The organism is Photobacterium kishitanii, from assembly GCF_003026355.1.
Lineage (GTDB): Bacteria > Pseudomonadota > Gammaproteobacteria > Enterobacterales > Vibrionaceae > Photobacterium > Photobacterium kishitanii.
The window spans coordinates 58,873-79,437 of the sequence record NZ_PYON01000018.1; the positions used below are offsets into that span (position 1 = coordinate 58,873).

At 41.2% G+C, this 20,565-nt stretch carries 18 protein-coding genes and 6 tRNA genes; 12 read left to right on the forward strand and 12 right to left on the reverse strand.

Translation table 11 applies throughout. The features are described from left to right. Positions 1 to 30: 30 nt before the first annotated feature. Positions 31 to 1,491, reverse strand: coding sequence for an aspartate ammonia-lyase (gene aspA, locus C0W29_RS17275; RefSeq protein ID WP_080888944.1), 1,461 nt, complete (start codon positions 1,489 to 1,491; stop codon positions 31 to 33). Between the two features lie 449 nt (positions 1,492 to 1,940). Between aspA and C0W29_RS17280 the strand changes: the two genes are divergently transcribed. Next, complete coding sequence (locus tag C0W29_RS17280) at positions 1,941 to 2,435, forward strand: FxsA family protein (RefSeq protein WP_036788878.1); 495 nt, start codon at positions 1,941 to 1,943, stop codon at positions 2,433 to 2,435. Positions 2,436 to 2,516: 81 nt separating this feature from the next. On the opposite strand, the gene C0W29_RS17285 is transcribed toward C0W29_RS17280, so the two are convergent. Then, positions 2,517 to 3,872 (reverse strand): MATE family efflux transporter, encoded by a 1,356-nt coding sequence (locus C0W29_RS17285; RefSeq protein ID WP_045045542.1) that lies wholly within the window; start codon positions 3,870 to 3,872, stop codon positions 2,517 to 2,519. Between the two features lie 207 nt (positions 3,873 to 4,079). On the opposite strand from C0W29_RS17285, the gene C0W29_RS17290 reads away from it, so the two are divergent. Both C0W29_RS17290 and groL read left to right on the forward strand, forming a co-directional pair. After that, positions 4,080 to 4,370 carry a co-chaperone GroES gene (locus C0W29_RS17290; RefSeq protein ID WP_036788874.1) on the forward strand — a complete coding sequence of 97 codons (291 nt, stop codon included), beginning with the start codon at positions 4,080 to 4,082 and terminating at the stop codon, positions 4,368 to 4,370. A 42-nt stretch (positions 4,371 to 4,412) separates the two neighbouring features. Then, positions 4,413 to 6,056: a chaperonin GroEL gene (gene groL / locus C0W29_RS17295; protein WP_036788872.1), complete on the forward strand. Its 1,644-nt coding sequence runs from the start codon at positions 4,413 to 4,415 to the stop codon at positions 6,054 to 6,056. An 890-nt stretch (positions 6,057 to 6,946) separates the two neighbouring features. Here the strand turns inward: groL and C0W29_RS17300 are convergent. The 3 genes from C0W29_RS17300 to epmB all read right to left on the reverse strand — a co-directional run bounded on the left by C0W29_RS17300 (position 6,947) and on the right by epmB (position 10,188). Beyond that, on the reverse strand, positions 6,947 to 7,405 hold the full coding sequence (locus C0W29_RS17300) for a hypothetical protein (RefSeq protein ID WP_036788870.1): 459 nt from the start codon (positions 7,403 to 7,405) through the stop codon (positions 6,947 to 6,949). A gap of 404 nt (positions 7,406 to 7,809) precedes the next feature. Then, positions 7,810 to 8,712, reverse strand: coding sequence for a 30S ribosomal protein S6--L-glutamate ligase (gene rimK / locus C0W29_RS17305; protein ID WP_036788868.1), 903 nt, complete (start codon positions 8,710 to 8,712; stop codon positions 7,810 to 7,812). Positions 8,713 to 9,165: 453 nt separating this feature from the next. Further along, on the reverse strand, positions 9,166 to 10,188 hold the full coding sequence (gene epmB / locus C0W29_RS17310; protein ID WP_036788866.1) for an EF-P beta-lysylation protein EpmB: 1,023 nt from the start codon (positions 10,186 to 10,188) through the stop codon (positions 9,166 to 9,168). 33 nt (positions 10,189 to 10,221) lie between these two features. Here epmB and efp point away from each other — a divergent pair, with 33 nt between their 5' ends. After that, positions 10,222 to 10,788: an elongation factor P gene (efp, locus tag C0W29_RS17315; protein WP_036788864.1), complete on the forward strand. Its 567-nt coding sequence runs from the start codon at positions 10,222 to 10,224 to the stop codon at positions 10,786 to 10,788. Between the two features lie 138 nt (positions 10,789 to 10,926). On the opposite strand, the gene frdD is transcribed toward efp, so the two are convergent. Genes frdD through frdA form a run of 4 tightly spaced genes read right to left on the reverse strand, consistent with a single transcriptional unit; the run spans position 10,927 to position 14,240 of the window. Continuing rightward, a complete protein-coding gene (gene frdD / locus C0W29_RS17320; RefSeq protein WP_036788863.1) occupies positions 10,927 to 11,289 on the reverse strand; it encodes a fumarate reductase subunit FrdD in 363 nt (120 codons plus the stop codon). Between the two features lie 10 nt (positions 11,290 to 11,299). Continuing rightward, positions 11,300 to 11,683, reverse strand: a complete 384-nt coding sequence (frdC, locus tag C0W29_RS17325) for a fumarate reductase subunit FrdC (RefSeq protein WP_045043690.1) — start codon at positions 11,681 to 11,683, stop codon at positions 11,300 to 11,302. A gap of 2 nt (positions 11,684 to 11,685) precedes the next feature. Further along, positions 11,686 to 12,426, reverse strand: coding sequence for a succinate dehydrogenase/fumarate reductase iron-sulfur subunit (locus C0W29_RS17330; RefSeq protein ID WP_036788860.1), 741 nt, complete (start codon positions 12,424 to 12,426; stop codon positions 11,686 to 11,688). Beyond that, entirely contained in the window at positions 12,426 to 14,240 is a 1,815-nt protein-coding gene (gene frdA / locus C0W29_RS17335) for a fumarate reductase (quinol) flavoprotein subunit (protein ID WP_045043691.1), read from the reverse strand. Before frdA ends, C0W29_RS17330 begins: the two co-directional genes overlap by 1 nt. A 554-nt stretch (positions 14,241 to 14,794) precedes the next feature. Here frdA and epmA point away from each other — a divergent pair. Continuing rightward, positions 14,795 to 15,766 (forward strand): elongation factor P--(R)-beta-lysine ligase, encoded by a 972-nt coding sequence (gene epmA / locus C0W29_RS17340; RefSeq protein WP_045045544.1) that lies wholly within the window; start codon positions 14,795 to 14,797, stop codon positions 15,764 to 15,766. A 260-nt stretch (positions 15,767 to 16,026) separates the two neighbouring features. Here the strand turns inward: epmA and C0W29_RS17345 are convergent, their stop codons facing one another. From C0W29_RS17345 to rsgA, 3 genes are all read right to left on the reverse strand, one after another. Continuing rightward, complete coding sequence (locus tag C0W29_RS17345) at positions 16,027 to 16,752, reverse strand: carbonic anhydrase (RefSeq protein WP_107174225.1); 726 nt, start codon at positions 16,750 to 16,752, stop codon at positions 16,027 to 16,029. Between the two features lie 252 nt (positions 16,753 to 17,004). Then, positions 17,005 to 17,871 (reverse strand): archaetidylserine decarboxylase, encoded by an 867-nt coding sequence (gene asd / locus C0W29_RS17350; protein ID WP_045043699.1) that lies wholly within the window; start codon positions 17,869 to 17,871, stop codon positions 17,005 to 17,007. A gap of 223 nt (positions 17,872 to 18,094) precedes the next feature. Further along, complete coding sequence (gene rsgA / locus C0W29_RS17355; RefSeq protein WP_045043694.1) at positions 18,095 to 19,147, reverse strand: small ribosomal subunit biogenesis GTPase RsgA; 1,053 nt, start codon at positions 19,145 to 19,147, stop codon at positions 18,095 to 18,097. A gap of 72 nt (positions 19,148 to 19,219) precedes the next feature. On the opposite strand from rsgA, the gene orn reads away from it, so the two are divergent. The 7 genes from orn (at position 19,220) to C0W29_RS17390 (ending at position 20,564) form a co-directional block, all read left to right on the forward strand. Beyond that, complete coding sequence (gene orn / locus C0W29_RS17360; protein WP_045043695.1) at positions 19,220 to 19,765, forward strand: oligoribonuclease; 546 nt, start codon at positions 19,220 to 19,222, stop codon at positions 19,763 to 19,765. A gap of 131 nt (positions 19,766 to 19,896) precedes the next feature. After that, positions 19,897 to 19,973 (forward strand) — tRNA-Met (locus C0W29_RS17365). A gap of 21 nt (positions 19,974 to 19,994) precedes the next feature. Next, a tRNA-Gly gene (locus C0W29_RS17370) sits at positions 19,995 to 20,070 on the forward strand. Positions 20,071 to 20,142: 72 nt separating this feature from the next. After that, positions 20,143 to 20,219: transfer RNA gene (locus C0W29_RS17375), tRNA-Met, on the forward strand. A 22-nt stretch (positions 20,220 to 20,241) separates the two neighbouring features. Further along, a tRNA-Gly gene (locus tag C0W29_RS17380) sits at positions 20,242 to 20,317 on the forward strand. 72 nt (positions 20,318 to 20,389) lie between these two features. Further along, positions 20,390 to 20,466 (forward strand) — tRNA-Met (locus C0W29_RS17385). A gap of 22 nt (positions 20,467 to 20,488) precedes the next feature. Further along, positions 20,489 to 20,564 (forward strand) — tRNA-Gly (locus C0W29_RS17390). Position 20,565 lies beyond the last annotated feature (1 nt).

The window sequence follows — 20,565 nt, forward strand, 5'->3', positions numbered from 1 at the left end:
ATCCGCTGGTATTCTCAGTCGCTAACGTTTTTAGTTGTAACGTTTAGCTTTATATTGAGGATGCATTAAGTTCTCGATGGAGAAGATATCATCTAATTGCTCTTCAGTCAGTAAGCCACGCTCAAGGACGACTTCACGTACGCTCTTACCTGTCTCAGCACAAATCTTACCGACAATGTCACCTTCGTGGTGGCCAATGAATGGATTTAGGTAAGTAACGATACCAATAGAGTTAAAGACGTAGCTTTCACAGACTTCTTTATTTACCGTGATACCTTCGATGCACTTATCGCGTAAGTTAATACAAGCATTTTTCAATAGACTAATAGATTCGAAAATTGCTTGACCAATAACCGGCTCCATTACGTTCAACTGTAATTGACCTGCTTCTGCTGCAAAAGTGATAGTGGTGTCGTTACCAATCACTTTAAAGCAAACTTGGTTAACCACTTCAGGGATAACTGGGTTTACTTTTGCCGGCATAATTGAAGAGCCTGCTTGCATTTCAGGTAGATTAATTTCGTTTAGACCTGTACGTGGGCCTGAAGAAAGTAAACGTAAATCATTACAAATTTTAGATAATTTAACTGCAGTACGTTTTAGTGCGCCGTGAACCATTACGTAAGCGCCACAATCAGAGGTTGCTTCAATTAAATCCTCTGCAGCAACGACTGGTAGCCCGGTGATTTCAGCAAGGCGTTGAACAGACAATTGTTGGTAACCTGTCGCAGCGTTTAGACCAGTACCGATCGCTGTCGCGCCAAGGTTAACTTCAAGTAGTAGTTGTGCTGTGTATTGAAGGTTTTTAATTTCTTCTTTTAGTAATACACCGTAAGCATGGAATTCTTGACCAACAGTCATTGGTACAGCGTCTTGAAGCTGGGTACGGCCCATTTTCAGAACACTTGCAAATTCAGTAGCTTTAACATCAAATGCAGTTTTTAAGTAATCCAGTGCTTCCAGCATATTAATGATGCTGTTGTATACCGCAACGCGGAAACCTGTTGGGTAAGCACAGTTAGTTGATTGTGATTTGTTAACATGATCATTTGGGTTAACGATATCGTAGCGACCTTTTTCTTCACCCATAATTTCAAGCGCAAGGTTAGCGATAACTTCGTTAGTGTTCATATTAACCGATGTGCCAGCACCACCTTGGAAAACATCAGATGGGAATTGATCCATGCAACGACCATTTTCAAGGATGAGATCACATGCTTGAACAATGTAATTACCGATATCAGAAGGAATTGCGCCAAGTTCTTTGTTGGCCATTGCTGCTGCTTTTTTGGTAAATACCATGCCACGTACAAATTCAGGAACATCTGAAATTGTTGTGTTTGAAATATTGAAGTTCTCAATTGCACGTAATGTGTGAATACCCCAATAGGCATCCGCAGGTACATGACGTTCGCCAAGTAGATCTTCTTCGATACGAGTTGCAACATTGATTGTTGCTTTATTTTTTTCAAGATCAATCATCTGAGACATAATATAGCCCTTTGCAAATCTTTATAATTAAAATCAATAAGTAAGCCAACAGTTGTAGCGATAATCCATTGTCGCAAAGTTGTGGCTAGATGATCGTACCTGACACCTTAATTGATGCCGATAATACTCCCCTCAACCGCTAAAAACCTAATCCAGATCACTTTTTACGAGAGCTTGTTAATCTTTGCACGGAAACGCGATCTCTTTCACATTTTCTGTTAACAGTAGCACGCTATTTTGCTTCTAAAATGAAGAAAAATGACAAGATGTGAATGAAATGTAGGAAGAGGTAAGACTGTTTTGGGAGCTGATTCAAATTATAATTTTGTATTATTTGTTAACACTTTTCAACGAGCTAATAAAATTTGTAATGAGTAATTAGATCTATAATAAGGTAAGGTCATACGACAAGGCGTCAGCATAAATTTATTTAATGAAAGGGGTTGTTTGTGTTTCCACTATTAATGTTGCTATTTATTGTGGTGCCGATGGTTGAGATTGGCTTATTCATTCAAGTGGGTGGGTTATTAGGTCTATGGCCAACAATAGCGATTGTTTTTTTAACTGCGGTTATTGGAGCATCGTTGGTAAGAAGTCAAGGAATAGCGACCTTAACCTCAGTTCAGAAGAAGCTGCAACAAGGTGAAATGCCAACTCAAGAAATAGTTGAAGGAATGTTGTTAGCAGTGGCTGGGGTGTTATTATTAACGCCAGGATTTATGACAGATGCTTTAGGATTGGTCTTATTATTGCCGCCATCAAGGGCTAAAATTGCCCAATTATTAATGCAAAAAGTCACTCTAAAAAGTAACTTTAATCAATTCGGTGGTGGTTTTTCACATCACACCAATTCACATGATGCAGCTAATGGCGATGTGTTTGATGGTGAGTATGAACGTAAAGATGACCATAAAAATAACAATTCCAATCATCGATTGCCGTAAATGAAACATAGAACAAACAAAAAAATCACGTAAAAAAAAGCAGCCGAGGCTGCTTTTTTTTATTCATGCTATTCATATTAATCACGAGAGTGAAAGCATGTTTTTTCGTAGTTTTCGAGCATAGCAATAAGCACCAATACCACTGATGATATTAGCTACTGCAATACCAATAAATAGCCCTTCAGTTCCATAAATATAACTACCTATCCATGCCGCTGGTAGTAATAGCACAAATAGCCGCAATAGATTCCAGCATAGTGCATTAATGGTTTTATGTAAGGCATTAAGGGCGCTAATTAACAGCATGCAAATCGCTTGTAATCCATAACTAGCAGGCACCACTAATAAATAATGCCATAATTGTTCTTGAACCACGCTGTCTTTAGAGAACAGTGCCGCGAGTGGCATACTTAATGGCACCATCGCAATAAAAACCAACAATTGAAACCCGATAGCAAAATGCATGGCGGTAAAGAGGGCGCTAAACGCTCGTTGTGGTTTCTCCGCGCCTAAGTTTTGTGCCATAAAAGGCATTAATGCAGAGCCAAGTGCCATCATTACAATCACTAATAAGGATTCGACTCGCATCGCTGCACCATAAGCAGCAACAGAAGCGGTACTTTGACTTGCCAATAGCGCCATTAATAACGCTCCCGATAGTGGGTTGAGCGCAGTTGACAAGCCAGCTGGCACACCAATATGCAAAATTTGTTGCCAATCGTGTTTCAATAATCGCCACTGCGGTAAGATCAGTAACTTTTCACGTTTATAAAGCAGATATAATGATGCGATAAGTGCAAATACCCAACTGATACCACTGGCAATGGCTGCCCCTTGAACGCCTAATGTGGGTACTGGACCGTAGCCAAAGATAAATAAAGGATCTAATAGGCCGTTAATGACACCAGCGATCACCATGATCTTTGCGGGGCTTTTCGCATCGCCAGTGGCGCGAATAGCACTATTACCCGCCATTGGAATCACGAGTAATGGAATCGCGAGATACCACACTGTCATATATTGTTCGATAATCGGTAGTAACTCAGCTGAAGCCCCCATTAAGGTAAATAATGGTTTAATGGTAAGCAATCCAATGCTCGAGCCAACAATCATTAATAGCAGACTAAGTAGCAACCCATGAGTAGTAATGCGGGCAGCACTGTGGTTATCGCCTTGACCGAGCATGCGTCCAATACTGGTCGATATACCGACGTTCATTCCCATGGTGATGCAATTAAGACCAAAGGTAACTGGAAAGGTGAAACTAACCGCCGCCAGTGCATTGGTGCCCAAGCGCGAAATAAAGAAAGTATCGACTAAATTAAACATTAAAATCGCGATCATGCCAAACACCATTGGCACTGCTAAACGGCGTAATGCATCAGGAATTGGTGCTGATAATAATCCATGTTTATCTGACTTGGGTTGGGTTGCCATAGTGGTCTCAAAATAAGGATGCCTGCATACCCTAATGCAAAGTGTGTGATCGGGCAAAATTTCTCAAATAAATAACAAAAAAAAGTCGTCTAAACCTTGGGATTTAGAAATTAGACCCAACATCTTAGTCATATAGAAAGTCATACAAGTTAGTTCTTGTAGGCTTAAAATCATGGACATTACCTTAATTATCAGGAGAGACGACCAATGAACATTCGTCCTTTACACGACCGAGTTATCGTTGAACGCCAAGAAGTTGAATCTAAGTCTGCCGGTGGCATCGTTTTAACTGGTTCAGCTGCTGAAAAATCTACTCGCGGTAAAATTCTTGCTGTAGGTAAAGGCCGCATTTTAGAAAATGGCACCGTACAACCACTTGACGTACAAGTGGGCGATGTAGTTATTTTTGCTGAAGGCTACGGCACTAAAACTGAAAAAATTGACGGTAAAGAAGTTCTTATCATGTCTGAAAATGACATTATGGCAATCGTTGAATAATCCGATCACATTAAATTAAGAATTAAGAAAGGAAATCCTAAGATGGCTGCTAAAGACGTTAAGTTTGGTAACGACGCACGAATTAAAATGCTAGAAGGTGTTAACATTCTGGCTGATGCGGTAAAAGTAACATTAGGTCCTAAAGGCCGTAATGTTGTACTAGATAAATCATTTGGTGCACCAACTATCACTAAAGATGGTGTTTCTGTTGCGCGTGAAATTGAATTGGAAGATAAGTTCCAAAACATGGGCGCACAAATGGTGAAAGAAGTTGCATCGCAAGCGAATGACGCTGCGGGTGACGGTACAACAACTGCAACGGTACTTGCTCAAGCGATTATCGCTGAAGGCCTAAAAGCGGTTGCTGCGGGTATGAACCCAATGGATCTTAAGCGCGGTATCGATAAAGCTGTTATCGCTGCGGTTGAAGAGCTAAAAACATTGTCTGTACCTTGTGCTGACACGAAAGCAATTGCACAGGTAGGTACTATCTCTGCAAACTCTGATACAACTGTTGGTAACCTTATTGCAGAAGCAATGGAAAAAGTAGGTCGTGATGGTGTTATCACGGTTGAAGAAGGTCAAGCACTTCAAGATGAGCTTGATGTTGTTGAAGGTATGCAGTTTGATCGTGGTTACCTATCACCATACTTTATCAATAACCAAGAAGCAGGTTCTGTGGATTTAGAAAGTCCATTTATCCTATTGGTTGATAAGAAAGTATCAAATATTCGTGAGCTTCTTCCTGCTCTAGAAGGCGTAGCAAAAGCGTCTCGCCCACTACTTATTGTTGCAGAAGATGTTGAAGGCGAAGCGCTAGCAACATTAGTGGTTAACAACATGCGTGGTATCGTTAAAGTTGCTGCTGTTAAAGCGCCTGGCTTTGGTGATCGTCGTAAAGCAATGCTACAAGATATCGCGGTACTGACTGCTGGTACTGTTATTTCTGAAGAGATTGGTTTAGAGCTTGAGAAAGTTCAACTAGAAGATCTTGGTCAAGCTAAACGTATTACTATCACTAAAGAAACCACGACTATCATTGATGGTGCTGGTGAAGAGAGCATGATTCAAGGCCGTGTGACTCAAATTCGTCAACAAATTGAAGATGCAACTTCTGACTACGATAAAGAAAAACTTCAAGAGCGCGTAGCAAAACTTGCTGGTGGCGTTGCGGTAATTAAAGTTGGCGCAGCAACTGAAGTTGAAATGAAAGAGAAGAAAGACCGCGTTGAAGATGCATTACATGCAACTCGTGCTGCGGTTGAAGAAGGCGTTGTTGCTGGTGGTGGCGTAGCACTTATTCGTGCAGCATCTAAAGTAGTAAACCTTGTTGGCGATAACGAAGAGCAAAATGTAGGTATCCGTGTAGCACTTCGTGCAATGGAAGCACCACTTCGTCAAATCGTTAAGAACGCAGGTGATGAAGAATCTGTTGTTGCTAATAATGTTCGTGCAGGTGAAGGTAACTACGGTTACAACGCTGCAACTGGCGAATATGGCGATATGATTGAGATGGGTATTCTTGACCCAACTAAAGTAACCCGTTCAGCTCTTCAGTTTGCAGCATCTGTAGCAGGTCTTATGATCACTACTGAAGCGATGATTACTGATAAAGCATCTGATGCTCCTTCTATGCCTGATATGGGTGGCATGGGCGGTATGGGCGGTATGGGCGGTATGATGTAAGATATTTATAACCGTAGAGATTAAATTCTCTGGGTTATAAAAGTTGTTGCCATAAAAAGTCGAGCATAGCTCGACTTTTTTATTACCTGAAGATAATGATTTACGCTGTGTTTGATTGATTTTTATTGGAGGCTTATAGAGGGAGTTCGTTCGGGATATTTCTCGAAAAGCTGTACGTAAATAAACACCAATAAAAACAACAACTTAAGCTTGCATATTGAGAGTTGGCTGGTGGGTGTAAAAGTGTACATGTTTTTGCTGTTTATTGGAAAAACATCTGAACATTGTTGATTGCTGTTTTAGTGATAGCAGTTTTAAACCAATAATAGTAAGTCGCTGCAAAATGGCTACTATTCATATTATTGTTACTTTTATAGCTATTAGATGAAATGTTGATTATTTACTGAATTTTATCTATTTAATCATGATCAATATTTTTGATGATAAATTACAAGATAATAAAATATTAATTTATATTATGTTTTTATACTTTAAGTTGTCAGTACAGTTATCCAGTGATTTAACTGTCTTTTTATGATCATGTTAAATTCACCTCCTTGGTACGATCCAGTTGTTTAATTTGATAATGGTGAGCAGTTATTTGCTCGATATGAATGGTGTGGTTTCATAGTAGTGGTTATGTGTGAGTAACCATAAAACGGCAACTTAAAAGCAAGTCATAGTCTTTAGTTTGCATGGAAAAAAGCGTGAAAAGCTGCACGTTAAATATAGTTATTAAAAATCAGTACGTTAGAGGTATTTTACTTGGAGGTAATAAGTGTCTGGGTTTTTGTACTTAAAAAAGGTGTTATTTTAGATTAAAGCTGTACGAAGGGTGGGTTACATTAAGCCCTGATGCGTTTACACCGAGGGCTGAATTTTTATATACGTTAGTTATTGCTTGGTAGGTATTCTTTGTTTAGTTCAACCCACGCTGCCATAAAGCAAACGACAAATGATTGAATGTAACCACGTAGATCAATCTCTCCCTGTACGAGCACATCATCTGCGTTAGACTCCATGTTAAATGATACCGTACGATCTTTGATACAAAAGAACACACGGCCGATTAATACAAAGTTGTCACCATTATCATCTGGGTTGTAGACCATTCCTGCACCAATTTGATCATGTTCAGCAATTTGTAGTGCACTAAATGCTAATTTTTCTGCGCCCTCAAAACCAAAACCAGCATAACGTTTACCTTGGTCTTGTTGTTGCAGTAATTGCGACAGCAGTTGAGTGTAAGTAGTCAGTGCTTCTTCTGGAATTTCATTGGTGTTTACCTGCCCCATACTATATGGCTTATCATCTTCTACCATTTCAACATCATAGATAAAATCAGTCATTGCGAATCCTTGGTTAGTCTTATCGTCATCATATTGTTTATACGTTAGCGTAATTTGATGGTACGAGGTAGTACTAATCAAGATATTGATTATGAGTATTTGAATGATCACATTTTTATACGAGTATTACGGTCTTTGTTGATGGTGATATTTGTAGAGATATAGCAGGATAAAGCATTTTTCCTATGGTGAACCCTCGTCGGTAGTTCGCTGAGTAAAAAGCGAAAAAAGCTGTACGGTTATTTATTGTTTAATATCAATTAGTTACGTGGTATTTTGTCTTTTTTATTAATTTCATAATAATGGACACCTTTTAGCTGTTTTTGGCTATAAAAGCTGATCGGTGTTGTTTGGGTAATAAAAAAGCAGCCTTATTAGACTGCTTTTTAATGATTTTTTATAAGCTATTGATTTTGTAGGTGGCGACGACTTTTACCTGCATTTTTTTCAATATAATCAATAATCATACCGGCAATATCTTTACCTGTTGCTGCTTCTATACCTTCTAAACCTGGTGATGAATTAACTTCCATGATCAGTGGTCCACGTTTAGAGCGTAATAAATCAACTCCTGCAACACTCAGCCCCATCGCTTTTGCTGCTGCAATTGCTGTTTTACGTTCTTCTGGCGTAATTCGAATTAATGAAGCACTGCCACCACGGTGTAAGTTGGAGCGGAACTCTCCCTCTGCTGCCTGGCGCTTCATTGACGCGATAACTTTATCACCAATTACAAAACAACGAATATCTGCACCACCGGCTTCTTCAATATATTCCTGAACCATGATATGAGCTTTAAGGCCCATAAATGCCTCAATAACACTTTCAGCTGCTTTTTGAGTTTCAGCAAGTACAACGCCAATCCCCTGCGTCCCTTCTAAAAGTTTTATTACTAGCGGGGCGCCACCGACCATTTTAATCAGATCTAACACATCATCAGGTTTACTGGCAAAACCCGTTATCGGCATACCGACACCTTCACGGCTCAGTAATTGTAATGAACGTAGTTTGTCGCGAGAACGTGAAATCGCAATAGACTGATTCACAGAAAACACATCCATCATTTCAAATTGGCGTAATACAGCGCAACCATAGAAGGTAATGTCTGAGCCTATACGTGGAATGATAGCATCAAAGCCAATAAGATCAGTGCCTTCAAAATGAATAGAGGGTTGCACCGAATTGATATTCATATAACAACGAAGGGCGTTGATAATGACTGCTTCATGACCTCGTTGCTGACAAGCTTCGTGAAGGCGGCGGGTTGAATATAAGTTTGCGTCCTGTGACAAAATGCCAATTTTCATTACGATACTCATGTAAGGGAGCGAGTTGGCAGCAGCGGTGACGTTTGGCGAACGCCGATACGATAAAGGGCTGCTGTATGAGGCGCGACTATGCACGTAAATTGTAGAAAAATCGAGATCTGCCACGATGATTTTTTTTAATGGTGAGCAAGAGTAATATTACTAATAATTCAAAAGTAATATCATAGGCCAATAGCTCTCTAGTTATATAGCATTAAAAGCTGCACAGGCTGTACGCTCCTTATAAAACAATGAGTTACATCACAATATTGATTAGCCTATAATGGGCTAAATGGTTGGTGTATGTTTTAGGTGTTTTTTTTATGAAAAGCTGTACGGTACGATAATTAATATCGTCAATAACAGCCTCTTACTGACCCGTAATGACGAGCCAGTATGGTAATAGTGATATGGCGTGAGGGTATTGAGAAGGTTACGATATAGAAATGAAAATTACTCAAGATAAAGATCGAGTGGTGTTTTACTGCTTCTGCCGCCAATTTCACGGGCTAATGTTGGTACTAAATAGCCTGAGACATTATTGATCACTTCAGCCATTAGGCTTCGTGCTTGCTGGTCACTGACAAAGAAATGCGCAGCTCCCTGAACATGATCAAGTACGTGTAGATAGTAAGGTAGGATACCGGCATCAAATAATGCTTCGCTAAGGTTTGTCAGTGCTGTGACGGAGTCATTAACGCCTTTAAGTAGCACGCTTTGATTTAACAATGTGACCTTAGCTTGCTTGAGTTGTGTCATTGCAGTCGTTAGGTCGCTATTAATCTCATTGGCATGGTTTATATGAGTCACCATGATAATTTGTAAGCGACTGGTGGCAAATAGTTCACACAGTGCTGGTGTGATTCGATGTGGGATCACTACCGGCAAACGGCTGTGGATCCGTAACCGTTTAATATGGGGAATCGTGGCAATATGTTCGAGTAGCCATGTTAGCTCATGATCTTTTGCCATTAATGGATCACCACCGGATAAAATCACCTCATTAATTTGTGGTTGACTGGCGATGTAATCAAGGCTCTGTTGCCATACTGCTTTATTGCCTTTGTTGTCTTGATAAGGGAAGTGACGTCGAAAGCAATAGCGACAATTAATGGCACAACCGCCTTTTACTATCATCAAAACACGGTTGTGGTACTTATGTAGTAGCCCTGGAATCGGGTTATCTTGTTCATCAAGGGGATCGGTTGAATAGCCTTGGTGGACTTCGAATTCTTGCTCTAGCGGCAGTACTTGGCGTAATAATGGATCGTATGGGTTGCCAACTTCCATTCTTTCTACAAAACTTACAGGAACGCGAAGCGCAAATAATTTTTTAGCAGCGAGACCTTTTTGCCAAGGTGTTGGATCAATTTTAAGCCAATTGAGTAGCTTTAACGGATCAGATATCGCATTAGCTAGATCATTCAGCCAGTTTTGCTCAACAGATGGCACGTTTCGGGGTATGATATGCGACATTAAATACAACTCGAAGATGTTAAGAGGATTAGAATGGCGTCTTTCAGCACCAATGAATTCCGCAGCGGAATGAAAATTATGCTTGATAATGAACCATGTGTCATTATCGAAAACGAATTTGTTAAACCTGGTAAAGGTCAAGCGTTCAACCGCGTACGAATCCGTAAACTTATTTCAGGTAAAGTTCTTGAAAAAACGTTTAAATCAGGTGAATCTGTTGAAGCTGCAGACGTAGTCGATACTGAACTTGATTATCTATATAACGATGGTGAATTCTACCATTTCATGAACAATGAAACATTTGAGCAAATCGCAGCAGACGTAAAAGCTGTTGGTGATAATGCGAAATGGTTAGTAGAAAACGATGCGTGTACGCTAACGCTGTGGAACGGTAACCCTATCGTTGTTACTCCGCAAAACTTTGTTGAGCTTGAAGTAACAGAGACTGATCCTGGTCTTAAGGGCGATACACAAGGTACTGGTGGTAAGCCAGCAACATTAACTACAGGTGCTGTAGTTCGTGTTCCTCTATTCATCGCGATTGGCGAAGTTATCAAAGTTGATACACGCTCAGGTGAATACGTAAGCCGTGTGAAGTAATTCATATTGAGCTTTAAAAAAGGTCGCTTAGGCGGCCTTTTTTGTTGGCTTAAATTTATGCTCAATGATGTTTTCGTTAAAATTTAGCAATAAAAAAAGCACCGCAAGCGGTGCTTTTTGGATGGTATTTAGTAATGATTAAATCATAAATACAAAAATAATCGATAGTGCCGTGACTAGAAATGCTGCTGCATAACAAGCGATCTTACCAGCAACACCAGTATGGAACTTAAGGTCATGCATACCATGGTGTAGACGGTGCATACCATGCCACATTGGTAGTGATAAGGTGGCAATGACAAACAATGCGCCAATAAAGCTGGTTGCGAAGTCTGCTGCGCGCTCATAGCTAACGGCTTCTGGACTGATAATACCCAGTGGCACCATGATCCCAAGTACTAGAATTGTGACAGGGGAGATCATGGCAAACCAAGTACCACCGGCGCCAAATAGACTCCACCATACTGGTTCATCGGAACGTTTTGGATGTAAATTAATCACGAGCGGCTCCTTAAACTAGCGCTAAAACAATGGCGGTGATGACAGCAACAACTGCCCACTGTGCAAGAATGATAATCTTCTTATCTAGTTTCTTGCCTTTAATGCGAATTGGCACCACTTGCGGCATCATGCTAAAGAATGTTTGAGCGTGGAATAAGCTACCAGCTAACGCAATAATATTTAGAATGATTACAATTGGATTAGCCATAAAATTCAGCCAACCTTGCCACGCATCAGGACCTTTTACTAAACAACCTAAGCCAAAGGTTAGACAGATAGTAAAGAAAATTAGCGGCAATACAGTTGCTTCTCGCAGCATGTAAAAACGATAGAAAGAACTGTCTTTCCACCATGTACGCGTCATTTCACGAACGTAAGGTTTACGGTTGCTCATCCTTATGCCTCCTGAGGCTTCAACATTGCAATAACGAAATCTTTCGATGATTCCACTTTGCCTTGGTTTACAGCTGCTGCTGGATCAACGCTCTTTGGACATACCTCAGAACAGTAACCCACAAATGTACAGCCCCATGCACCATTCTCACTGTTGATCAGTTCCATACGCTCATGCTGACCATGGTCACGGCTATCAAGATTATAACGGTGCGCTAGTGTGAGTGCTGCAGGACCGATAAATTCAGGGTTTAAACCGAATTGTGGACACGCTGCGTAGCAAAGACCACAGTTAATACAGCCAGCAAATTGCTTGTATTTTGCCATTTGCTCTGGTGTTTGTAGATTAGTACCATCTTCAGGCTTACGATCGTTACCGATAATGTAGGGCTTGATTGCTTCAAGACGCTCAATGAACGGCGTCATATCGACAATTAAGTCTTTTTCAATCGCAAAGTTAGCGAGTGGCTCAATTTTAACGCCATTTGGGTAATCACGAAGAAAGCTCTTACAAGCTAACTTAGGCACACCATTGACCATCATGCCGCATGAACCACAGATCGCCATACGGCAAGACCAGCGGTAGCTTAGGTGCTTATCAAGGTGGTCTTTGATGTAACCTAATGCATCAAGTACTGACATGGTTTCATTGAACGGTACTTCAAATGCTTGTAAATACGGTTCTGCATCTGTTGCTGGGTCATAACGCAGAATTTCAATTTTTTGAATGCGATTGTCTGACATTATGCCTTTTCCTCTTGATTTACTTTAGTCGCGGCTTCTTCAGCGGCAGCAGCTTCTTCAGCAGCGGCACCGTATAAACGCGCTTTTGGCTGTGATTTAGTAATCGTTACATCACTGTAATCGATACGTGGTGCTGCACCATCGTTGTAGAATGCCAAGCTATGTTTGAGGAAGTTAACATCATCACGCTCAGTACAGTTATCATCTAGACGCTGGTGTGCGCCGCGAGATTCTGTACGTAGAATTGCTGAGTGCGCCATTGCTTCTGCAACATCCAAGCCGTAACCAACTTCAATTGCATATAGCAGGTCAGTGTTAAAGACTTTGCCTTTATCTTGAATGCTAATGTGTTTAAAGCGTTGCTTTAGCTCCGCTAGTTTGTCAATCGTGGCTTGCATTAGATCGTGCTGGCGGTAAATACCGCAACCCGCTTCCATGGTATGACCCATTTCAGTGCGGATTTGCGCCCAGTTTTCATCGCCTGTTTGTGCCATTAGGGCATCAATACGTGCTTGAACGGCATCAATTTGAGCATTGATTGAAGTATCATTCCAACCTTGGAATTCTTCAGCACGTTTAACCGCATGTTCACCGGCTACACGTCCAAATACCACAAACTCAGCCAGTGAGTTTGAACCGAGGCGGTTCGCACCGTGAAGACCAACAGAGGCACATTCACCGACAGCAAATAGACCTTTAATACGGGTTTCACATTGGCCATTAGTTTCAATACCACCCATGGTGTAATGCACGGTAGGGCGAATTGGAATCGGCTCTTTGGCTGGATCAACGTTAACGTATGCCTTAGCAAGTTCACAAATGAACGGTAAACGCTCATGTAAGTACTCTTCACCAAGGTGACGTAAATCAAGCATCACCACATCACCCAATGGATGTTGAATCGTGTTACCTTTTTGTTGTTCATGCCAGAACGCTTGCGAAACTTTGTCACGCGGACCTAGTTCCATGTATTTATTTTTTGGCTCGCCTACAGGTGTTTCTGGGCCCATGCCATAATCTTGGAGGTAACGGTAACCGTTTTTATTAACGATAATACCGCCTTCACCACGACAACCTTCGGTCATTAAAATACCAGTGCCAGGTAAACCTGTTGGGTGGTATTGAACAAATTCCATATCACGTAGCGGTACACCGTGGCGGAATGCCATTGCCATACCATCGCCAGTTACAATGCCACCGTTAGTATTACAGTGGTAAACACGACCAGCACCACCGGTTGCTAGGATCACTGATTTTGCTTTAATACAGATCAGTTCACCTTCAGCCATATGAATTGCAATAAGACCTTGTACTTCGCCATTCTCAATTAGCAGATCGACCACGAAGTATTCGTCATAACGTTTGATCTGTGGGTATTTGATAGAGGTCTGGAATAGGGTGTGTAGCATATGGAAGCCAGTTTTATCTGCCGCGAACCATGTACGTTCAACTTTCATACCACCAAAACGACGTACGTTCACTTCCCCGTTTTCTTTACGGCTCCATGGGCAACCCCATTGCTCCATTTGGATCATTTCACGGGTTGAATTCTCGACGAAATATTCAACCACATCTTGTTCACATAGCCAGTCACCACCGCCAACGGTATCGTTGAAGTGATTATCAAAGCTATCTTCGTCTTTGATAACAGCAGCAGAGCCACCTTCAGCGGCAACTGTGTGCGAACGCATTGGGTAGACTTTTGAAATAAGTGCAATTTCTAGTTCTGGGTTTGCTTCTGCAGCAGCGATGGCAGAACGTAGGCCTGCACCACCCGCGCCAATTACAGCGATATCTGTGGTAATAGTCTTCACAGCTATCCTCCGAAGGTAAGACGGTAAAAAAATGAAAAGACGCGTCGTGCGCATCTATCCTTGAAATCCTGCGGGTATTTTATGAAACCTCATTAAGATAAAATATGATGTAGACGCGTGTTTTTAACGAAATAATCAAAAAATGTAATCTGATTACAGAAATTGTGATTATTGTCACAAGTTGTCATGTTTTGGTGGTGTTAATTAGTTGTTTTGTTTGTGATTAATTGTTTGTGGCTTATTAATTGTGTGTAACAAAAAAATGCTTCAACACCTTGTTGTAAAAGATTTAATAAGCTATTCGATGCATTTTATTAATGAGGAATGTGATCTTTTTTTAATTACCTGTGTGTTTGTTGTTATTTTTTTGTGCTTTTTTGTTGTCGTGGTCATTGCTGCTTTAATGATTTTTGAGGGCTTATCTGTTAATGCTATTCATTTTTATTCACAATGAATGTTGATGGGTAGTAAATATAATCAGCCCAATACTTGGTTAGATGTGTGGCTTTGTTAGAATAATGGTCTGATTTCCTTTTATATAAGAAGAAATAGTTATGTCCCAGCCTTGGCAGCCTACTGCTGATATTACTCAACTAAAACAACGTGCTGTTTTACTCGCGACGATTCGTCAGTTTTTTGCAGCTCGTGATGTTATCGAGGTGGATACGCCAGCCATGAGCCAGGCGACAGTGACGGATGTTCATTTACATGCGTTTAAAACCGAGTTTGTGGGGCCAGGTTACGCTAATGGTCAAACATTGTATTTGATGACCAGTCCAGAATTTCATATGAAGCGACTATTGGCTGCTGGTAGTGGAGCGATCTATCAGATATGTAAATCATTTCGTAATGAGGAGTCGGGACGTTACCATAATCCTGAATTTACGATGTTGGAATGGTATCGACCAGGATTTGACCATCATCAGCTAATGGCTGAAATGGATGCGTTATTGCAGCAAGTATTAGGCTGTGGTGCTGCTGAAAAAATGACGTATCAACAAGCATTTATTGATGTGTTAGGTGTGTGCCCATTAGAAGGCACGATGACAGAGTTAAAAGCTGTTGCTGCTCAGTTAGGGTTGGCTGATATTGCTGAGCCAGAGCAAGATCGTGACACCTTATTGCAATTACTGTTTAGTATTGGTGTTGAAGTTAAAATTGGTCAACAAGTGCCAGCTTTTGTATATGATTTCCCAGCTTCACAAGCCGCGCTGGCTCAAATTAATCCCCAAGATCCACGTGTTGCTGAGCGGTTTGAGGTGTATTTTAAAGGGATTGAGCTTGCTAATGGCTTTCATGAGTTAGCAAATGGCGATGAGCAATTGTTACGCTTTGAACAAGATAACTACAAGCGATTACAAATGGGCTTACAGCCACAACCTATCGACATGCATCTCGTTGAAGCATTACGAGCTGGTTTTCCTGATTGTGCAGGGGTTGCATTAGGGATTGATCGGGTGATTATGTTGGCATTAGAACAAGATCATATTGATCAAGTAACGGCTTTTCCAATTGAAATCGCCTAAAGGTTTGTAGCAATGCCGCAGGGTAAAAAAAGCACGGTTATTATAGCCGTGCTTTTTTTGTCGTCAGATAACGCTTATGCACCAGTTAGTGATTATCAATAATCTCATACTGAGGGGACGTGCAATTAACGCCGAAGATCTTATTGGATGTAAATGATAATGGGGTTAAACAGCAAGTCGGATTTCAAGGTGTTTAAACCGTTAAAATATTCTAGCCGGACTTAATTGTTGTTGCAACTGATTATCATTTAGATTGGTGTTTATTCGATCACAATTCGAGCATTAAGAGGTTGTAAGGGACGGTTATTATCACCCATCATTTGGTTAAGTTGCTCTATTTGAGCCGCTGAGCTTGTAAGATGGCTTTGCATAACATACCAAATCACACCTTCTGTACATGGTGGTGTGGTTAATGAACCATTGTAACGGAAATATTGACGTTCACGCGGCAGTAGTGCGTTTGGAGTTAGGTCACCAGTAAAATCAATTGTCTCACCTTTGGTTGGAATCTTTTTTAGTAAGGTGGTTAATTCATTATTTGCTCGAGGACCATTTTCAAACATCACCGCAATTACAGCAATATGGCCACTTGCATCAACATTAACGAAATGTGCTTCTAATGGGTATTGCTTGCCGTCAATATAGTTTTCAGACGGAGTATGGAAATGGAATTGCTTTAGGATATAAGTATCGCCATCGATAATGACTTTATTATCACCGCTAACATTAACTGAGATTGTATGGCCGTTATTGGTAATACTGGTGATTTTACCATTGTAGTCAATTTGTAATGGCTGCGTTTGTGCTTGAATTGGGTCTTGAATATCAATTGGACTTTGATTCTCGCCGCCACAGGCTGGGTAACTATCAACCCAATGCTCAGTACCTTGTTGATCACCGTATCCCCATGCCGCATTAGCGTGTGCAGAAAGAGAAAAGCAGGTCGCTAAGGCGAGTACTAATGCTGATACTGTGTTTTTTTTCATTATGATTACCTATGAGTATGAGAGTTATCCCGACCTAACAGTAGTACTGGGTACGCGAGATGAAGCACTAACGTTAGCATAGTAATGTTTTGATTTGATATTGAAAAATACTATTAAAGAATAGCTTTAGTGATCGCTGTAATATAAAGCAGAGATATAGAGCACCAATAAACGAAAATGTTGTGCTTTATGAGGTATTAATCAATGTCACGGGGTAATCGTTACCCCGTCGACAATAGTATTTATAGCATTTTATTTAACTAGACGTTCAGCATAAGGTTGTCCCATGCGGGTCACTTGACCTGGTTGCATGTTGTCTACAAAGCGGATGCTGTCTTTAGGAAATAAGTTAATCACAGTCGAGCCCAATTTAAAGCGACCCATTTCTTGGCCTTTCTTTAAACAAATAGCTTGTTCTCCCGTTGTTGGGTAATCCCAACGACGAACTTCTGGACCCGTAGGTGGCGTCACAGTACCAGCCCATACGGTTTCGATGCTGCCAACAATAGTCGCGCCAACGAGCACTTGTGCTAATAGGCCAAACTCAGTTTCAAACACACATACAACACGCTCATTACGGGCAAACAGATTAGGAACATTGGTTGCGGTGAGTGGATTTACAGAAAAAAGGTCGCCCGGAATATAAATCATTTGGCGTAATACACCATCACATGGCATATGAACTCGGTGGTAGTCACTTGGTGAAAGGTACAATGTCGCAAATTCTCCCCCCATAAACTCATCGGCTAAATCGCTATCACCACCTAATAATTCACAGGCATTAAAGTAATGGCCTTTGGCTTGGAATAAGCGCCCAGCTTTAATTGGACCGAATTGGCTTACACAAGCATCAGCGGGATGACTAATGATTTGCTGATCGTTGTTAATTGGGCGAGCACCTTCCATTAGTTCACGTACAAAAAAAGCATTGAAGGTTGGGTAAGCCGTTGGATCCGGATTACGCGCTTCAGCCATATTGACGTTATATTGTTTGATGAACCAACGAATAATAGTAGTAGTTAGTTTTCCACCTTCATAAGCCGCTAGTTTACCCACAAGACGGGTTAACGCATGCTTTGGCATGCAATATTGAAGGCCAATCTTAATCTTATCTAGCACAATCATTCTTCCAGTAAATATTAATTAATCAATAAGTTAGTTATTCTTTGCTTATTTGGAAGAATAACGTCAACCCGTAATAGTACCGAACTATTTTAATAATGTCAGTTATTGTGGCGTTATAGCTGCAGTAGATAAGTTAAGTTTGTCGGTGTTGATTTGAATTGTAGTCGATAAAAAATAAGCCTAAAAAATAATGAAATTCTTTAGGCTTATTCTATTTTTAGTTTGGTTTGTTACGTGAAAATTGGCGGTTAGCCACTGTTTCCGACATACTTTCAATAATCTTATGGTAACTATTGTAGCGTTCGCGACTAATATCACCACGCTCAACGGCTTCGCGAATGATACAGCCAGGATCGTTCCCGTGTGTACAATCACGGAATTTACAGCCACCTAGATATTGACGAAACTCAACAAATGCTTCGGTAATTTGTTCTGGTTCTAGATGCCATAGACCAAATTCACGTACTCCTGGGGAGTCAATTAAATCACCGCCATCAGCAAAGTGATATAATCTTGCAGCCGTAGTGGTATGTTGGCCTAAGCCAGAGTTAGTCGAAACATCGCCAATATCAGCCTCAACGTCTGGCATTAATGCATTGACCATACTTGATTTTCCAACACCAGATTGGCCGGCAAAGATACTGACATGATCTTTTAAATCAATCTTCAAATCCTCAAGCCCTTCACCTGTATCGGTACTGACTAAGCGTACGCTATAACCAATATTTTGGTATTGCGTTAACTTACGTTCAACGTCAAGTCGTTGTTCCGCGGTCAATAAGTCGACTTTATTGACCACAATTAGCGGCTTAATGCCGATAGTTTCAGCTGCAATAATGTAACGGTCAATAATGTTAAGCGATAGCTCAGGTAGAATCGATGACACAATTACAATTCGATCAACGTTAGCTGCAACCGCTTTTACACCGTCGTAATAGTCAGGGCGGGTCAACATTGATTTGCGTTCATGTACCGCTTCTACAACGCCAGCAATACCTTGCAATGCTTCAACACCTGGACGCCAAACGACACGGTCTCCAGACACGAGGCTTTGAATACTGCGACGTAGGTTACAGCGATGAATAATACCCGTTTGCGGATCTTCAACATCTGCGTGTTGACCAAATCGAGTAATAACTAGCCCTTCACGGGCATTCTCCAATAGGGCTTCATCCCATTGGACTTCATTTTTAGCGCGATCAAGGCGCTTATTTTGGTTAGAGCGGACACGTCGGCTCTGACCTTGAGTTAGTTTTTTCTTTTTTGCCACAAGAATATCGTTCTGTTTGGTTGGCTTTCGGTATTATCATACATGGTTTAGTCACAAAAGAGGCAATATCGAATGACAATCAGCGATCAGAATCTTATTTGGATTGATCTGGAAATGACCGGATTGGATCCAGAAACTCATAAAATCATTGAAATCGCCACAGTTGTGACCGATCCACAGCTTAATGTGTTGGCAGAGGGGCCCGTTCTAGCTATTTATCAGCCAGAAGCTGAATTAGCAAAAATGGACGATTGGTGTACAACCACACACACTAATAGTGGTTTAGTCGAGCGTATTCGTCAAAGTACGATCACTGAAGCGCAAGCGGTCGCTCAAACCATTGCTTTTTTAGAACAGTGGGTGCCAAAAGGTGTATCACCTATTTGTGGTAATAGTATTGGTCAAGATCGTCGCTTCTTATATAAACATATGCCGAAGCTTGAACAGTATTTCCATTACCGTTATCTTGACGTTAGTACACTGAAAGAATTAACACGTCGTTGGAAGCCTGAGTTGCTTGATGGTTTTTCTAAACAAGGTAGCCACTTAGCATTAGATGATATTCATGATTCAATTGCTGAGTTGCGCTATTATCGTGAGCATATCTTCACTATTTGATGTGAAAATAAGCAGTTAGAAAATAATCTGCGGTTTTTAGTTTAAGAACTATTGCATCCGACAAATTTAGTCGTATAATGCGCAGCCTCGAAAGGAGATAACGTGTTTGTTTCCTTTCGTTAAAAATCGGACGCGGGGTGGAGCAGCTTGGTAGCTCGTCGGGCTCATAACCCGAAGGTCGTTGGTTCAAATCCGGCCCCCGCAACCAATCTCTTTTAAGAGATGTGATGCGACACTAGCTCAGCTGGTAGAGCGCAACCTTGCCAAGGTTGAGGTCACGAGTTCGAACCTCGTGTGTCGCTCCAAATTGAAGTTTATGGCTACGGCGGTAAACGAAAATAGTTGTCACCAAACTTTAATGGTGAAGAAAAATCGGACGCGGGGTGGAGCAGCTTGGTAGCTCGTCGGGCTCATAACCCGAAGGTCGTTGGTTCAAATCCGGCCCCCGCAACCAATCTCTTTTAAAGAGATGTGATGCGACACTAGCTCAGCTGGTAGAGCGCAACCTTGCCAAGGTTGAGGTCACGAGTTCGAACCTCGTGTGTCGCTCCAAATTGAAGTTTATGGCTACGGCGGTAAACGAAAATAGTTGTCACCAAACTTTAATGGTGAAGAAAAATCGGACGCGGGGTGGAGCAGCTTGGTAGCTCGTCGGGCTCATAACCCGAAGGTCGTTGGTTCAAATCCGGCCCCCGCAACCAATCTCTTTTAAAGAGATGTGATGCGACACTAGCTCAGCTGGTAGAGCGCAACCTTGCCAAGGTTGAGGTCACGAGTTCGAACCTCGTGTGTCGCTCCAA

Excerpts from the sequence above, each read along its gene's own strand:
- aspA (WP_080888944.1), bottom strand. The coding sequence starts at position 1,491 with ATGTCTCAGATGATTGATCTTGAAAAAAATAAAGCAACAATCAATGTT.
- C0W29_RS17285 (WP_045045542.1), bottom strand. The coding sequence starts at position 3,872 with ATGGCAACCCAACCCAAGTCAGATAAACATGGATTATTATCAGCACCA.
- C0W29_RS17290 (WP_036788874.1), top strand. The coding sequence starts at position 4,080 with ATGAACATTCGTCCTTTACACGACCGAGTTATCGTTGAACGCCAAGAA.
- groL (WP_036788872.1), top strand. The coding sequence starts at position 4,413 with ATGGCTGCTAAAGACGTTAAGTTTGGTAACGACGCACGAATTAAAATG.
- C0W29_RS17300 (WP_036788870.1), bottom strand. The coding sequence starts at position 7,405 with ATGACTGATTTTATCTATGATGTTGAAATGGTAGAAGATGATAAGCCA.
- rimK (WP_036788868.1), bottom strand. The coding sequence starts at position 8,712 with ATGAAAATTGGCATTTTGTCACAGGACGCAAACTTATATTCAACCCGC.
- epmB (WP_036788866.1), bottom strand. The coding sequence starts at position 10,188 with ATGTCGCATATCATACCCCGAAACGTGCCATCTGTTGAGCAAAACTGG.
- efp (WP_036788864.1), top strand. The coding sequence starts at position 10,222 with ATGGCGTCTTTCAGCACCAATGAATTCCGCAGCGGAATGAAAATTATG.
- frdC (WP_045043690.1), bottom strand. The coding sequence starts at position 11,683 with ATGAGCAACCGTAAACCTTACGTTCGTGAAATGACGCGTACATGGTGG.
- C0W29_RS17330 (WP_036788860.1), bottom strand. The coding sequence starts at position 12,426 with ATGTCAGACAATCGCATTCAAAAAATTGAAATTCTGCGTTATGACCCA.
- epmA (WP_045045544.1), top strand. The coding sequence starts at position 14,795 with ATGTCCCAGCCTTGGCAGCCTACTGCTGATATTACTCAACTAAAACAA.
- C0W29_RS17345 (WP_107174225.1), bottom strand. The coding sequence starts at position 16,752 with ATGAAAAAAAACACAGTATCAGCATTAGTACTCGCCTTAGCGACCTGC.
- orn (WP_045043695.1), top strand. The coding sequence starts at position 19,220 with ATGACAATCAGCGATCAGAATCTTATTTGGATTGATCTGGAAATGACC.